This window comes from Methylacidiphilum kamchatkense Kam1, from assembly GCF_007475525.1.
GTDB lineage: Bacteria > Verrucomicrobiota > Verrucomicrobiia > Methylacidiphilales > Methylacidiphilaceae > Methylacidiphilum > Methylacidiphilum kamchatkense.
On record NZ_CP037899.1, the window covers coordinates 1,053,956 to 1,070,153 of the forward strand.

Annotated in this window: 14 protein-coding genes and 1 pseudogene; all 15 read left to right on the forward strand. The window is 39.5% G+C overall.

Features of this window, described 5'->3' with window-relative positions; all coding sequences use genetic code 11:
• Positions 1-3: 3 nt before the first annotated feature.
• The 15 genes and pseudogenes from sucC (at position 4) to kam1_RS05025 (ending at position 16,187) form a co-directional block, all read left to right on the forward strand.
• A pseudogene (gene sucC, locus kam1_RS04965) lies at positions 4-1,187 on the forward strand (ADP-forming succinate--CoA ligase subunit beta).
• Between the two features lie 12 nt (positions 1,188-1,199).
• Positions 1,200-2,090, forward strand: a complete 891-nt coding sequence (sucD, locus tag kam1_RS04970) for a succinate--CoA ligase subunit alpha (protein ID WP_039721638.1) — start codon at positions 1,200-1,202, stop codon at positions 2,088-2,090.
• A 525-nt stretch (positions 2,091-2,615) separates the two neighbouring features.
• Positions 2,616-4,688, forward strand: a complete 2,073-nt coding sequence (gene aroA / locus kam1_RS04975; protein WP_039721637.1) for a 3-phosphoshikimate 1-carboxyvinyltransferase — start codon at positions 2,616-2,618, stop codon at positions 4,686-4,688.
• A gap of 58 nt (positions 4,689-4,746) precedes the next feature.
• Positions 4,747-5,394: a lysophospholipid acyltransferase family protein gene (locus kam1_RS04980; protein ID WP_039721636.1), complete on the forward strand. Its 648-nt coding sequence runs from the start codon at positions 4,747-4,749 to the stop codon at positions 5,392-5,394.
• Between the two features lie 35 nt (positions 5,395-5,429).
• Positions 5,430-5,708, forward strand: coding sequence for a FeoA family protein (locus kam1_RS04985; protein WP_039721635.1), 279 nt, complete (start codon positions 5,430-5,432; stop codon positions 5,706-5,708).
• 81 nt (positions 5,709-5,789) lie between these two features.
• Positions 5,790-7,907, forward strand: a complete 2,118-nt coding sequence (gene feoB / locus kam1_RS04990; RefSeq protein ID WP_039721634.1) for a ferrous iron transport protein B — start codon at positions 5,790-5,792, stop codon at positions 7,905-7,907.
• A 294-nt stretch (positions 7,908-8,201) separates the two neighbouring features.
• The gene (locus tag kam1_RS04995; protein ID WP_039721633.1) at positions 8,202-9,878 is read left to right on the forward strand and encodes a 30S ribosomal protein S1; all 1,677 of its coding nucleotides are present in this window, start codon (positions 8,202-8,204) and stop codon (positions 9,876-9,878) included.
• 418 nt (positions 9,879-10,296) lie between these two features.
• Entirely contained in the window at positions 10,297-10,551 is a 255-nt protein-coding gene (locus kam1_RS05000; RefSeq protein WP_143958290.1) for a hypothetical protein, read from the forward strand.
• A 21-nt stretch (positions 10,552-10,572) separates the two neighbouring features.
• Positions 10,573-10,728 carry a hypothetical protein gene (locus tag kam1_RS10120; protein ID WP_172616757.1) on the forward strand — a complete coding sequence of 52 codons (156 nt, stop codon included), beginning with the start codon at positions 10,573-10,575 and terminating at the stop codon, positions 10,726-10,728.
• Positions 10,729-10,733: 5 nt separating this feature from the next.
• On the forward strand, positions 10,734-11,216 hold the full coding sequence (locus kam1_RS05005) for a cytochrome c oxidase subunit II (RefSeq protein ID WP_039721632.1): 483 nt from the start codon (positions 10,734-10,736) through the stop codon (positions 11,214-11,216).
• 16 nt (positions 11,217-11,232) lie between these two features.
• Positions 11,233-12,918, forward strand: coding sequence for a cbb3-type cytochrome c oxidase subunit I (locus tag kam1_RS05010; protein ID WP_039721631.1), 1,686 nt, complete (start codon positions 11,233-11,235; stop codon positions 12,916-12,918).
• A gap of 674 nt (positions 12,919-13,592) precedes the next feature.
• Complete coding sequence (locus kam1_RS05015) at positions 13,593-14,498, forward strand: outer membrane protein (protein WP_235277355.1); 906 nt, start codon at positions 13,593-13,595, stop codon at positions 14,496-14,498.
• Between the two features lie 496 nt (positions 14,499-14,994).
• The gene (locus kam1_RS10220) at positions 14,995-15,459 is read left to right on the forward strand and encodes an ROK family protein (protein ID WP_200885781.1); all 465 of its coding nucleotides are present in this window, start codon (positions 14,995-14,997) and stop codon (positions 15,457-15,459) included.
• Positions 15,410-15,781 carry a hypothetical protein gene (locus kam1_RS10225; RefSeq protein WP_200885780.1) on the forward strand — a complete coding sequence of 124 codons (372 nt, stop codon included), beginning with the start codon at positions 15,410-15,412 and terminating at the stop codon, positions 15,779-15,781. Before kam1_RS10220 ends, kam1_RS10225 begins: the two co-directional genes overlap by 50 nt.
• Before the next feature lie 223 nt (positions 15,782-16,004).
• Positions 16,005-16,187 (forward strand): hypothetical protein, encoded by a 183-nt coding sequence (locus tag kam1_RS05025; protein ID WP_009058665.1) that lies wholly within the window; start codon positions 16,005-16,007, stop codon positions 16,185-16,187.
• The last annotated feature ends 11 nt before the right edge of the window (positions 16,188-16,198 follow it).

A 16,198-nucleotide genomic window follows, 5' to 3' on the forward strand; every position in this document is an offset into this window, starting at 1 on the left:
TTTATGAACTTACTTGAGTATGCTGCAAAAGAGCTGTTAGTAAAAGAAGGGGTCCCTGTTGCTCAATATGGGGTTGCAGAAACCCCGGAGGCAGCCTTCGACATTGCTTGTAAGCTTACTAAAAGACCTTTGGTTGTTAAAGCACAGATAGCTGCAGGGGGAGAGGTAAAGGAAGATTTCTTAATGGACTAGAGGGAGGAGTGAAGATTTGTCAAAGTCCAGAAGAAGTCAAACAAATTGCCCAAAGGATGATTGGCTCTATTTTAGTGACTGCTCAAACTGGAGAGCAGGGACAATTAGTTAAAAAAGTGCTTGTTAGCGAATCTATCGATATAAGCTCAGAAATTTATCTCTCTATCTCCTATAGCCATTCGACTGCTTCGTTGCTTCTCATGGGAAGCCGTGCTGGTGGAGTCGAAATCGAAAAGATTGCTGTGGAAAATCCTCAAGCGATTGTTAAAAAATTTGTTTTGCCTGATTATTCCCTCTGGGATTTTCAAGCCAGAGAGTTTGGATTAGATCTTGGATTCAGAGGTAAGGAACTCGTTGAGCTTTCTCGCATCCTAAAATCGCTTTATAAGACTTTTATCAAATACGATGCAAGTCTCTGCGAAATCAATCCTCTAGCGATGGATAGGGAAAGGAAATTTTGGGCATTAGATGCCAAAATAACGATAGATGACAATGCTTTGTTTAGGCAGAAAGAGCTTTTAGCCTACCGTTTCGAAACGATTTATGATCCACAAGAAGTGGAAGCGATTCGTTCTGGAGTCAACTATGTCGGACTAGATGGTCAGATTGGTTGTATGGTCAATGGAGCCGGGTTGGCTATGGCTACTATGGATATTTTGGATCGTTTTGGAGGCAGACCCGCTAATTTTCTTGATGTTGGCGGGGGGGCAGATCAAAAGCAGGTGGAGAATGCTTTTCGTATTTTATTATCAAATCGGAATTTAAAAGTGATTTTAATTAACATTTTTGGTGGGATCATGCGCTGCGATCTTATTGCGGAGGCAATCGTAGAGGCAACAAAGACTCATCGACCTTCTATTCCTTTGGTTATACGGCTGGAAGGGACACGAGTCAAAGAAGGAAAAGCAATTTTAGAAAACTCCTCCCTTGAGTATCTCTTCGCCGATGATCTTGAAGATGCGGCTCGAAAAGCCGTCCAATTCTTAAAAAAATAATTATAAATTCCTATGGCTATTCTGCTAAGAAAAACAGATCGAGTAGTTGTTCAAGGGATTACTGGAAAATACGGAGCGTTTCATACGCGACTCTGTATGGAATATGGGACAAAGATAACCGCAGGGGTAACCCCAGGAAAAGGGGGAGAATTTTTCGAAAATAATGTCCCTATTTTCGATACGCTTAAGGAAGCAAAAGAAAAAACGGATTGCAATGTTGCTCTCATTTTTGTTCCAGCTCCTTTTGCCGCTGATGCGATGGTGGAAGCTGTAGATTGTCAGATGGATCTCATTATATGTATTACGGAGGGAATCCCAACCTTTGATATGGCAAAAGTCAAGCGTCTACTCTTTCAAGAAAATACCCGACTTGTTGGTCCTAATTGTCCTGGAATAATTACTCCGGGAGAATCAAAAGCAGGCATTATGCCTGGATACATTCATAAGCCGGGAAAGGTAGGGGTTGTTTCAAGGAGTGGCACCTTAACCTATGAAGCGGTATGGCAACTAACACAGTTAGGATTAGGACAGAGTAGTTGCGTAGGCATAGGTGGAGATCCGATTCATGGCCTGTCCATTCGGGAAGTTGTGGAACTGTTTTGGGAAGACCCACAGACAGAAGCGGTTCTTATTATTGGAGAAATTGGAGGGGTGGAAGAACAAGAAGCCGCCAAGTGGATAAAAGAAAATCCAAAGAAACCCGTGGCAGCTTTTGTTGCTGGTCTTACAGCTCCTGTCGGTAAAAGGATGGGACATGCCGGGGCAATTATTCTTGGACAGTCAGGAACTGTTGCGGCTAAAATTGAGGCATTTAAGGAGGCTGGAATAAAAGTTATCCCCTCTGTGTCTGAAATAGGCAGAGGAGTGTATGCGGCGATAGAGGAATGGAAAGATAAAAAGTGATTCTATGGGAAGCGTAGAACGCTTTGCTTCTCTAATTGATAAGTGCATCTTATATAATCTTACTGTGCGCTCTGAATTCCGTATTTTAACGCAATCTATACCCTTCTATCGCAAAATATCCCAGAGACAGTTTCGGTAGAAAGCTGGCTATAGCAAGCCAATTTTATTTCCAATTACTGTAGAAGAATAGGAACAGGCGCACTGAGCTAATGGATAGTCTCAAATAGGCAGAGTAACAGTGAAAGCAAGGGTGTCCGTTCTTGTCTGTTGTAGATATTGTTGTTGAGCGGCGGTTCTGCTGGGGCTGCTAGAGGTAGTAAAAACCTGCAAAAAGAAGAAAAGTGAGGAGAGAAAGAAATAAGGTGCCTTGCTTAAAAGTGTGGATAAGGCATTGCTGTCTCTTAGAAGAAAAAGAAAAGGCTAACAGCTTCTTCTCTTATCTTTATTGATAAATAATTTAGAATGACTATGTATATAGAGGACAACGCGATGAAACAAATATAAATAAGGTAGAGACTAGAAACGATGGCTAATACGAATTCTTATCTTATAGTAGAGCCGGCTGCTTTTATTAAAGGGGAAGTAAGGGTACCAGGCGATAAAAGCATCAGTCATAGGGCGGTGATGCTTGCCTCTTTAGCTAGAGGCAAAAGCACCATCCGCAATTTTCTTCCTTCTGAAGACTGCTTATGCACTCTAAGAGCCTTTGAGGCGATGGGTGTAAGTGTAGAAAAACAAGGGAAAACACATCTGACCATTGAGGGAAGGTCTGGAGTCCTTTCTCCTCCTTTTGAAGCCATTGATTGTGGTAATTCTGGAACGATGATGCGACTGCTTGCTGGCATCCTTTCGGCTCAGCCTTTTTACTCTAAGCTTATAGGAGACTACTCTCTTTCTAAGAGGCCTATGAGTAGGATTATAGAACCTCTCCGAATGATGGGAGCAAAAATTCGAGCCGATGGACCTAAGGATACCCCGCCACTTATCATAGAACCATCCACTCTCAAAGGCATTGACTATCGGTTACCCATACCAAGTGCTCAAGTCAAATCCTGTATTTTGCTTGCAGGTCTTTTTGCTTCGGGAATTACTCGGATTATCGAACCGGTAGCAAGTAGAGACCATACCGAAAGACTGCTTGAACAATTCGGAGTGCGAACAATTAGAGAAAAGGGAGAGATTATTCTGCATGGAGGAATGAAATTAGAGGCTACCGATATAGAGGTGCCTGGAGATTTTTCATCAGCCGCCTTTTGGATTGGTGCTGCTGCGGCTATCCCTCATTCCGAGCTAAGAGTGCGCTCTATTGGTTTGAATCCAACCCGAACAGGATTGTTAAATATTCTTCTTAGAATGGGAGCGCAAATTGAAGAATCTATAGAATCTTATTCGAAAGGAGAGCCTATAGGCAGTCTTTGGGTACGTGGCAATAAATTGAGGGCAACGGTTATTCAAGGAGAAGAGATTGTTGGGGTGATCGATGAAATTCCCATTTTAGCAGTGGTCGGAGCTTTGGCCGATGGAGTAACGGAAATTCGAAATGCTCAGGAATTAAGAGTTAAAGAATCAGACAGAATCAAAGCAATTGTAACCAATCTAAGAGCCTTTGGAGTGGAGGTAGAAGAGTTAGTAGATGGGATGAGGATCAAAGGGAAGAATACAGTGCAAGCAGCAAGAGTAGAAAGTTTTGGAGATCATCGGATTGCCATGGCTTTTTCTATTCTTGCGTTGAGAGCAAACAAGGCTTCTAGAATAGATGACGTGGACTGTATTGCTACTTCTTATCCAGGCTTTCAGGAAGATTTACGGGCCTTGACCCAATCTTCTACTGAAGGCTGGGTGGAAGAAACTAAAAAAATCAAACAATTTATTATGGGATCCCAAAAAATTGCCAAAGCTACGGAGCTTGGGAAAAAAGAACTGCCTTATCCTGTCATTACTATTGACGGGACAACGGCTTCCGGTAAAAGCACGGTCGCTAAAGAAATAGCCAAGGTGCTCGGATTTACTTATTTTAACACAGGGGCCCTTTACCGTTCAGTAACCTGGAAAATTCTCGCTTTGGGATACGATGTTCATGACGAGGAGAAGGTCGTCGAAGCTTGCCGAAGGTTAAACTTACGATGTGTTATTCAAAAAGAGGACTCTTTTTCTCAGGCTTCTATACTAGTAGATGACCAACAACCTACAGAGAAAGAGCTTCGGAGTTCAGAAGTAAATGAAGCTGTTTCGATTGTTGCTTCTTATCGAAAAGTCAGAGAATGGCTATTGCCTTTTCAAAGAGAACTTGCTTATAAGGAGCCATTGGTGGTGGAGGGCAGGGATATTGGTACGGTGGTTTTCCCTGAGAGCCCTTATAAGTTTTTTCTTGATGCTAATTTGGAAGAAAGAGAAAAGAGGAGAGAAGAACAAGGTGAAAGAGATAATGTGGCCCAAAGAGATAGATTGGATATATCAAGAAGTTCTGCTCCATTACTCTGCCCTGCGGATGCTGTGAAATTAGATACTACAAAGCTTTCTGCTCAGAAAGTGGTCGAAAAAATTCTCGATATTCTTTGGAAAAAAGGATTAACTATTTCCAGAGTGAAAACGGATTGAGAGAGATCAAAGGTTTTTTCATTAAACAATTTTTTAAAACCGAATTTAGGGCAAATCTGTGAAAAAAGGTTATGCGCTTGCCCGTCTTCTGACTTTAGGTTTTTTAAAACTCTTTTTTGATTTTAAAGTCTATGGACAGGAAAATATCCCCTCTTTTCCAGTATTGATTGTAGCAAATCATTGTAGCTATCTTGACCCACCCATTGTGGGCTGTGCTTTTCAAAAAGAAATTTACTTTGTTGCCAGGAAAACTTTGTTTGACAACTTCCTACTTGGAAAACTTATTGGCTATTTAAACACAATACCTCTTGATCGAGATAAACCGGAAGTGGGCTCGTTTCGGCTCATTCTAGATCTTTTTAAAAAAGAAAAGTCCATCCTTATTTTTCCAGAAGGAACGCGGAGCCCTTCAGGAACTTTGCAAAAAGCTGCTCCAGGGGTGGGATATATCGCTGCAAAAGCGAAAGTGGCTGTGTTGCCCATAAGGATATTTGGTTCTTTTGAGGCCTTTCCAAGGACAGCTAAAATTCCAAAGCCTCATCCGATCAGGGTAGTCATAGGTAAGCATTATTGGCCTATGGCTTGCCCTTCTGGACTTTCTAAGAAATCGTACTACCAGAGTGTCGCTGATGAAATGATGGAAAAAATAGCATCCCTCCACTTCGATGTTAAAATGGATTCTGTACAAAAGGATTTGCTTGTCTAAGCGAAATTTTACAATATTAGTAAAACTATACTTAGATGATTGAAAAAGAAAGGAAAGCTAACAGCGATAGGAAAAATACTATTTCTCTAGCCGAAGCGGATATTGGCTCTATCTTTTATGTCCATTCGATAGAGGGAAACGCCGTCGAATGTCATCGGCTTAGGGAGTTGGGATTTTGCGAAAAGGCAGAAGTCGTAAAGATTGCTCATGGAGCGATGACGGTTTGTTTGGTTTGTGGCTCGAAGATAGGGCTAAACAAGGTATTAGCAAAAAGAATCTTCGTTACTTCTGCCAAAAAAGATTCGGCTATTTAATAGCATACAAAGCTTGTCTTTTTTTTGTTTTAAGGGAAGTAGTTGTTATAGCGTTCTTTTTGTTTTTATTAGCTTGTTATTATGGCATTGGTAAAAAAAGATGAGCGGGTTTTCAAATCAGATTCAGCCAGTAAGCTTTTCACTTTTGCTCTTGTAGGCAATCCAAACAGTGGAAAAACCACTTTATTTAACGCTCTGACAGGCTTAAGGCAAAAGATTGCAAATTATCCGGGCGTTACCATTGAAAAAAAAGTGGGGATTTTTTACACTCTTTATGGAGAAAAATGCCAACTGATCGATCTACCGGGAACTTATAGCCTTCTGCCTAATTCTCCTGACGAGAAAATCACGACTGAAGTGCTTTTAGGTTTGAGAGAAGACACTCCTAAACCTGACGGCATTATCTGTATTGTTGATGCTTCCAATTTGGAAAGAAGTTTGTATCTAGTTAGCCAAATTCTGGAATTGGACAGACCTGTAGTCATCGTCCTCAATATGATCGACGAACTTGCGGCCAAAGGGTGGGAAGTGGATTGTCGGGTACTTTCCCAAAAGTTTAACTGTCCTGTGGTTCCCTGCCAGGCAAATAAAAAGAACGGTATCGTTCAGTTAAAAACGGTGTTAAGTAAAGAAATCGCTCGCTCGAAACCTTTTGTTCTGAATTATCCAGATTTTATACAGGAAGAAATTACGACCCTTGAAAATCAGAGTGAAATTCAGGGAATTGGCCCAATTAGTAAAATAATGCTTCTTCTTCTTTTGCTTTCTCCAGATCCTGAAACAACAGCAAAGTTGTTTCGTATGGATTTTCTCATTCAGCCAGTAAAACGGGCTCAGGAAAAAATCGGGAAATTAAAGCCCAACTGGAGGGATGCCGTGGTTAGGGAAAGATTCCTAACTTTGCAGCATCTTGTGAAAGGTGCTGTCAAAAAAGGGGTACATCTTTCTAGAGGCTTAAGTGATATGATCGACCGTTATGTGGCACACCCCTTTTGGGGATGGTTGATCTTTTCTATGGCGATGGCATTGATGTTCCTAGCGGTTTTTGGGATGGGATCTTATCCAAAAGACTTAATAGATGCAGGAATGAGAGCTATTTCAGAAAAGTTTCAAGCGGTTTTCCCTCCTGGAGAACTAAGGGATCTTATAAGTCAGGGAATCATTGGAGGAGCTGGCAATGTAGTTGTCTTTTTGCCTCAGATCCTTGTGCTATTTTTCTTCATTGGCTTATTAGAAGATACGGGCTATATGGCTAGAGCAGCCTTTTTAATGGATAAACTCATGAATGCGGTAGGTCTTCATGGCAAATCTTTTTTGCCTTTACTTAGCAGTCATGCCTGTGCGATTCCAGGGATCCTTGCTGCTAGGACAATAGACAATCCTAAAGATAGGCTTTTGACTATCCTCATAGCTCCTTTTGCTAGTTGTTCAGCTCGCCTTCCCGTTTATGTTCTTATGTGTGGTGTGCTCTTTTCTCAACATTCCCATCCAGTTTTATGGAGTTCCTTTACTATTTTCTTTCTCTATATTTTGGGTATAGGAGGGGCTTTTTTCTTTGCCTGGATCTTTAAAAAGACTCTCTTTAAAGGCAAACAGTCCTTTTTACTTTTGGAATTACCCCCCTATCGTCGCCCATCAATAAAGTCGATTGGCTTACAAATGTATGAAAGGGCCTTAGCATTTCTCAAAAGGGCCGGAACGATCATTGTTTCGGTTTCTATTCTGTTGTGGTTTTTAACCTCTCATCCAAAATTTCCTGGAGAGTCTTCTTCCCAAGCACTTTCACATAGCTTTGCTGGGAGAATAGGACATTTTCTTGAGCCAGTCATTAAACCTCTAGGTTTTAATTGGAAAATTGGCGTAGGGCTCTTAAGTGCCCAGGCAGCCAGGGAAATGTTCGTCAGCACCATGGGGGTAATTTATACAGGAGAGGAAACCAAGGAGAATATTCTTCCTTTGGCTCAAGCTATGCGCAAGGATAAATGGCCAGATGGGAAAGAAGTGTTCAGTCCTTTAACTTGTTTTTCTTTGATGATCTATTTTGCATTTTCCTTGCAATGTTTAAGTACTGTTGCTGTTGTGAGACGAGAAACAGGTTCCTGGAAATGGGCGCTTTTTCAGTTTGCTTATATGACTTCCTTTGCTTATTTTTGTGCTTTCCTATTTTATCAAATAGGTTTATTATTAGGTTTTAGTTAAGTAGGTGAATTTAGGGAACTATTAAATGAAATGGCAGAGTGTGATTAGTGGTATTCTTGTATGCATGGCCTTGATTTATCTAATATGGATTTACAGGAGAAAGGGCAGTGGTTCATGTGGCTGTGACAAATGTATAAAAGAAAAAAAGGTAGATCCATTCTCTTGAGATCTAGCCTAACCGTGACAGCTCTTGATTTTTTCTTTATTCCTAATTTTTTTCTAATAAGAGACATTTTTTTTAAGGAGCATTGAAAAAAGGAAAAGTTACAAAAGTTATAATAAGAGAGGATAAAAATGGCAGAAATGACTTTAGCGTCGATTCCTGATTTTGTAGAAGGTAGCATTGTCAAAGGAAGGGTTGTAGACAAAAATTCTAAGGAAGTGGTTGTAGATATTGGCTACAAGTCCGAAGGTATCATTCCCCTAAGCGAATTTGAAGAGCCTGAATCGATACAGGTTGGACAAGAAATAGAAGTTTTATTGGAGAGCTTGGAAAATGAAGAGGGGATGGTTGTCCTTTCTAGGCAAAAAGCAGCACAGAAACAGAATTGGGATAAGATCTTAAAAACATTTGAAGAAGGTGGGACGATTACTGGAAAAGTTAAACAGGTTGTTAAAGGAGGATTAATGTTGAACATTGGAGTGGAGGCCTTTTTGCCTGCTTCTCAGATCGATGTAGTCCCGCCCAAAAATTTGAAGGAATATGAAGGAGCTACTTTAACCTGCAAAATCGTCAAAATTAGCGAAGAAAGAAAGAATGTCGTTTTATCAAGAAGAGAAATCGTAGAAGCAGAGAGAAATCAAAAAAGACTTCAATTTTTGGAAAAAGTCCATGTTGGGGATCTTGTAAAAGGAGTAGTCAAAAACGTTACGGATTTTGGAGCTTTTATTGATTTGGATGGCATTGATGGGCTTATCCATATTACAGATATGAGCTGGGGTCGTATCAATCACCCTTCTGAAATTCTTAAAGTAGGTCAAGAAATCGAGGTGGTTGTCATCGATGTGGATAGAGAAAAGGAAAGGGTTTCTCTTGGACTAAAACAGAAAACGCCAAATCCCTGGGAAAATATAGAGGAAAAATATCCTGTAGGCACAAAGGTCAAAGGGAAAGTAGTCAATCTTGCTCCTTATGGAGCCTTTATAGAACTTGAACCTGGAATTGAAGGGTTGGTGCATATTTCAGAAATATCATGGACACAAAAGATAACAAAACCAAGTGAAGTCCTTTCTATGGGGCAAGAAGTAGAAGCGATGGTGCTTGATATAAACAAGGCAGAACAGAAGCTTTCTTTAAGTCTAAAGGCTTTGGAAGTAAATCCATGGGATAAAGCCTCTGAACTTTATCCTCCTGGTACCATCGTCAAAGGTAAAGTGAAGAACTTTTCAGCTTATGGTGCCTATGTTGAATTGGAAAATGCTTTAGATGGTTTCATTCATGTCAATGACTTGTCATGGACAAGAAAAATCAACCATCCTTCAGAAGTCCTTAAAAAAGGGGAAGAAATAGAAGCAAAGGTGCTAGAGATTGATAAAACCAATCAGAAAATCCTTCTTGGAATCAAGCAGTTGACAGAAGATCCATGGAAAGAAATTGAAAAGAAATACAAGGTAGGAGAAATAGTTAGCGGAAAAGTGAGTAAAATTGCTAGTTTTGGTGCATTTATTCAACTTGCTGATGAAATCGATGGACTAGTACATATCTCTCAGATAAGTGCGGATCGGGTAGCTAAAGTGAAGGACGTGCTGAAGGTTGGTCAAGAGGTGAGTGCTAGAATAATTAAAATTGATAAAGAGGAACGTCGCATTGGTCTTTCTATTAAAGCACTTCATTATACCCCTGAACAGCTTGAAAAAGAAAGAGAAAAGATGGAGTTTAGTAGGCCAGCTGAAGAGCTTGGATCTTTAGAAGATGCATTCAGCAAAGCAGAAGAAGATTATCGGCCTGGAGAATCAAAAAAGAAAAGTTAAAAGACCTTTCGTAGAGCCCAAGTTGGTAAAACTAAACATACCGAATAGGTTTTTTGGGCTTGACCACACTCTTGCTACTAAACACCATTATTCTTGAACAAAATAGGATGTAAGGCTTTTAGACAAGGCTAAGAAGAAGAAATCGACAACAGGATTTCCGTATTTATTGCTACCTACAAATAGAGAGCACTTTTTGCTCCCTCTTCTTTTCTGTCGATTTCTTGATAAGTCATCCTTTCAATGAAGTTAGAGAAAAAAACACATTTTATTGCATCTCCATATTTTCCACTATGCTAAGCATAGGGGAAAAATAGTGTCAGTTTTTAGAGATTTCTTCTCTATTGTTTTTTTTGTTAAATACTTTATCCTAAAAGAATAGAACTTATAATTTTTTATTTTAGAATACAGAGGACATATCATGACAGATCAAGAGACAGCTTTATCTGGACAATATGAATGTCAAACGGGGTTGACGGGGATTGTTCTATTTTATTTTTTTGCTCTTAGTTTAATTTCATTTTTAGGATGGGGCTCTTTAAATATTTTTCTTGAGGGGATGGGGAAACCCATGGATGGCTTGTATGCATTGATCTGGCTTATGGTTTTTTTTGTGGTGGCTGGATTTTTTTCTAGGCAGCTTCGTTGTTTGCTCTCAAAAGAGATCGAAAGTTGATTTTTAAAAAGGAGAAAATGTATGAGCGAGGCTCAACTAAAACCAAAGCAACAGCAAGTAGCCCCAGAAAAAAAAATTCCTCCTCCTGTTGGAACTCTTTTTGTTTTGATCCTCTATCTTGCCATTCTTGTTGGGATGTGGCTTTTCATGTTTTTTGAAATGGTCGGAAGGAGGTAGTTTAGATGGAAAAACTAGAAAAAATTTATGTCTGGCTTGCAGTAGGCATACTTTTGGCTTTCATAGTAGCTCTTATTTATGCCTCGGTAATTTTGGCTGTTAGGGTTCCTACTGATGTTGGTCAGATCGTTCCAAATCCTGGAGAGGCTTTGGCTTCGGCAACTATGCGAACCCCACCATTTGATCAGCCAGGAGTTCAGGAAGTGGCTCCTGGAAAATATAAAGTCGTGGTGCTCGGACAAGCCTGGATGTTTAATCCTCCTTCAATAGAACTTCCCCTAGGGGCTGATGTTACCTTCTATGGGACTAGTTTGGATATCGATCATGGTTTTTTCATTCCTAATACAGATGTGAATATGATGCTTTTACCTGGACAGGTTTCTATCCTTAGGCACAAATTTGATAAAGCTGGAGTTTATCGAATTATTTGTCATGAGTACTGTGGTACCCTGCACCATCTCATGACTGGAACTATTACTGTAAAATAACACTAGAAAAGCAAAGATGAGCGCTATTGTTCAAGCCCAAACTGAAGTGGTCCAAGACCCAAAACATTTTGAACTTTCCCCTGCAAACCGCCGCTGGATCTTATGGTTTATCCTTTTTGGTTTCGCTGCGCTAGCCTTTGGGGTTTTTCAGGGTTTTGTCCAAGGATTGAATTATGCAGGGATTAGCCTTTTTACGTTTTTGCCTGGGATGAAAACCTATTATGAAGGGTTGACAGCCCATGGAGTGCTTAATGCTTTTATATTCACTTTTGCTGAAGCCAATGGATGGCTTTCTTTGACCACGGCTAGAGCTTTAGGCAGGAACCTAAACTCAAAATTACTTGCTTTGTCTTTTGTATTATTGGTGTTGGGAACAGTGTTTGCTGGAATTCCTATATTTCTTGGCAAGGCCAGTGTGCTTTATACTTTCTATCCGCCGTTACGAGCCCATTGGGCATTTTATTTTGGAATTGCGCTAGCGGTAGTTAGTACTTGGATTATTTCCGCTGCCCAACTATGGGCTCTAGCAGAATGGAGAAAGGAACATAAAGGAGAGAGGATTCCTCTCATGGCTTATGTTTCAATAATGACCTATATCATGTGGGATATTTCTTCTTTGGGCGCAGCAAGTGAGGATCTTTTCCTTTTGCTCCCTTGGTCTTTGAATCTCCTTCCAGGTTCTGATCCACTTTTGAGCCGAGTACTCTTTTGGTATACGGGCCATCAGATCGTCTACTATTGGTTACTTCCTGCTTATGTTTCATGGTACATCTTCATTCCCAGGATGGTTGGTGGTAAGCTCTTCAGTGACTCTCTTGCTCGAATTGCCTTTATTATGTTTGTGGTCCTGGTACCTGTAGGATTCCACCATCAATATACTGATCCAGGGGTAGGTAATTACTATAAGATTGCCGTCCTATTCCTCACCTTTGGGATAGCTTTCCCTAGTCTCCTTACCGCATTTTCTATCATGTATGCCTTAGAAATTGGAGGCAGAGCCAATGGAGGAAAGGGGATACTTGGTTGGTTCTTAAAACTGCCATGGACCAACCCTGCTGTGAGCGCTCAGGTCTTGGCCATGATCGCTTTTTTGCCTGGAGGAATAACTGGAATCATGAATGCTAGCTATAATATGAATCTTCTGGTCCACAATACGACTTTTGTTCCTGGGCATTTCCACCTTACCCTTGGTTCGGCCGTTACTCTTTCTTACTTTGGAATCGCTTATTGGCTTATTCCTTATTTAACAGGGAGGAAGTTAGTATTAGAAAAAATCGCAAAATGGCAGCCGTGGGTGTATTTTCTTGGTATATTGATTTTTGCACGAGGCGAGATTTCTGGTGGAATACTGGGTATGCCAAGAAGAACTGCTTTAGCTATTATCAATTATGAGCCTTTACCGGGCTGGAAACTGGCCGGTGCGCTGACTGGAATTGGTGGGACCATTATGTTCATTGGCTGTGTGCTTTTCTTTCTCGTTATTTTCTTTACTTTGATGCAAGGCAAAAAAATGGAAAGCACAGGGGATTTGCCCTTTACTGAAACCTACCTTGGGGCTGCTCCATCAGGGTGGCAACTGATACTCGATAAACTCTCTTATTGGGTTTTACTCTCTTTTATTTTAATTGCTTTGGTCTACGGTCCTTTCTTGCTTACACACCTGCCGCCAAAATTAACTTCTCCACCTTTTCAGGGATTCTGAAAAAAAAAGATCCTGCAACAGAGCTCCTTGGTTTTTTGTCTAATCTTGTATTACTTTTTGTCGTTGATGTCTTCCTCCCTGTATCAATGTTGGTGATTTGTAATGTATTGATGCTAAAGCCCATCTACTCACCTCTGCATTGCGCTAAGATGGATCCAGTTGATCGCAACAAAACAGTTGCTCATTTCATTGGCCGAACAGGGGAGAAAAAAATTGCTTCGCTCTTTAGAAACTATTTATTTTTCAAACCAAAGATTAACTTTTTCCATCCATGAAGTTTTTTTAAATATCAGAATATTTAGGCTAAAAAAAGAAAAAATGGCTCCTTTGCTTATAGAATCAAGAGTCCTGAGCAATGGAATTGTAACAAAAATGTAACGTGCAAGGAATTATTGATTTTGTTAAAAAAAGGAAGCGGAGGATGGGCTTTAAAATAAAAAAATAGACGGGAATAAGAAGGTCTGGAATTTGCTTTTTATAATAGGAGAGTAGTAATAATTTTAGCTAAGAGTAAAAATGAGGAAGAACGATCACAAGAGGTTAAAATGAATCCTTTTTTTTATAATTGTAAGACAAATCGCTATCTCTGGCGAACTTTCTTATGGAAACTGTGCCTAAGTCTTTTACCTTTTTGTTTTCTTGGTTTTTCACTTTATGGACAAGAAATACCTGTTGTGGATACTAATCCGCCAGTTACAACTCAGGAAAATCAGACGGTAAATGATGCTTCTTCAGCAAGCTTAAATAATAGTGCCTCTACCGTTTCTGCAGATACTCAGGTTAGAGCCGAAGGTGACGCTGAGAATACTTCTTCTCAACAAGATACAGCTTCTCAAGCTCCATCCCAGAAAGAAGGAAATGAAATAAAAAATCCAAAAGAAATAAGTAAGGAAGAAGTCTTGGGTCCTAAAACTGGAATTTATTTCGGTATTTTTGGAGGTGCTGCCTTCCCAATGAGTAATGGAATTAGTGCTTTGAATTCTCCACCCTTGTTTTCTGCTGGTGGAAAAACACATGGAGATACTGCTGGAGTAGGAGGAATTCAAGTTGGTTATAACTTTTCTTCCTACAAGCTAGATTCTCATGGCGATTATTGGCTTCAACCGGCTGCTCAATTTGAAGCTTTTTATATAGGTCAAGAAAATATTTCTTCTACTTTAGTAGGAGGAGTTGCAGGCACCACCATGACTAACACTCCGTATGGTTTTAATTCTCAATTAAATATGGGCATCTTTGTTTTTGATGGTGTGATTCGATTTGTAAATCCTACTAAGATTGTTCCCTATATAGGAGGAGGTATTGGTGGGGCTTATCTCGATTCTTCAGGAACTAACTTTATTGCTCCAGGTGGAATAAATTATCTTTCCGGTCATAGCTACTCTCAAGGAGCATTTGTAGGGCAAGGACTTGCTGGAGTACAATACAATTTTACCGATCATTGGACTGCTTTTATTGAATATAAAATTCTTTGGATAAAAGAAACGGAATTTTCCTATCAAATGATCAATGGAAATACCATGTTAATAAAATATCCTCAGTCTTTCAACATGGCCCTTGGAGGCATCCGATATAATTTTTAAGAGAAGGTAAAGATTTTTAGATGATCTTGAGTTGCAACAACGCAATCACCATAGTGCCCTATCGATCTGGAAGAAAGCAGACGCTTCTTCATTGATTCTTCCCTCTAGATTCAACTGCTATATCCTGAACTAAAAATTTTTCTTTTAGCTATGCATTTAATGGATAGTGCCATAGGCAGCTTTTTGTCGTAGCCGAGCAATATGCCTGTCAGAACCCATGCGGTCATAGAGGCTCTTCAATAGGAAAGGAATTGCACACTTATTTACATTCTTTTTCGATGGCAATGAAAAAATATGATTTTTTTAGCTTTATTTTGTGACTCTTAAAAAGCAAACCTTTTGAATTGGAAAAATATATAATATGTAGAAAAAATATTATGTCTTGTATTTTCAGTAATTTTTCATGAAGAGAAAGATCTTATATGGGAAGAAATGGAAAAATGATAGATAGAGAGAACTAATAGCGGATTATCATAGTTTATATTTTATAAAAAAGATGATCCAGAAAAAATCGATTGAAAGCACACCTTTTGATAGCCCTCAATCCTTGTTCAATTCTTCTATAAGTTCAGAATTTTCTAAGGGGAAAGACCTTCTCGTAATCGACATTGGGGGGCATAATGTCAAGGTCTATTGTTCAGAAGTAGATGACGTGAAAAAAATACCTTCAGGGAAAGATTTTACGCCTAAAAAACTTATCGAAGCAGTCCAGGAAGATATTTTGAAAAAAAAATATTCAAAGATTGCCATCGGTTTTCCAGGGCCAGTCAAAGAAAACAAACCAATAGAAGAGCCAAAACATTTGGGGTTAGGTTGGAAAAATTATGATTTTACAGCTGCTTTTGGGTTACCTTGCAAAGTAATTAATGATGCGGCGAATGCAGGCATTAGGATGTTATTGGGGAGGAGCTATGCTATTTTTAGGCCTTGGGACAGGACTTGGATCAGCTCTTATTGTTAAAGGTACTCTACAGCCTCTTGAACTTCAAGCTTGTCCCTATCGCAAAGGCAAAACGGTAGAGGAATATGTGAGTACAGAAGGATTAAAAGAATTAGGTCATAGAAAATGGAATCGACATGTCCTTAAAGTGATTGAGCTTTTCCGATATATGCTCCAAGTCGATTATATAGTCGTAGGGGGAGGAAATTCCAAATTTCTTACTGATTTGCCTTCAAATACATTATTGGGTAGCAATCAATTTGCATTTTTAGGAGGAATTAGGCTTTGGGAAGGGATTCCTAAGAAATTTTGTTCAAACACGGTTTTTCGTCCTAAGCACTAATTTTTACTGATGCATTTTACAAAATCTTCTAAGAAATATTGGATAAAGGATAGAAAGCAACAAAGCTTTTCGATGCTACAAGGAGGAGGTTTTTCAGGGGAAAAATTTTTTGCCACCCAGTCAACAAATTTTCCAAGACCCAACAATTATAAATAGCTTTTCCAAAAAAGTGTGATGATCTTACATGTATTGACATATTTCCTTATTTTAATACATTTATAAAATGAAAATAGTAAAAGCATTACTTGTTGTTCTAGCGTTTATATTGCTGTTTTTTGCTCCACATCTGACCCATCTTTTTGAAAGGACTCAAAGACAAGTTGTAGAGAATAAAGCTATTGAGAATGGATTGGAAAGGATGCAAAAAGAACAGCAGGCTAAGATTCCTTCTCCCTCGCAGCCTTAGATAAAATGTTA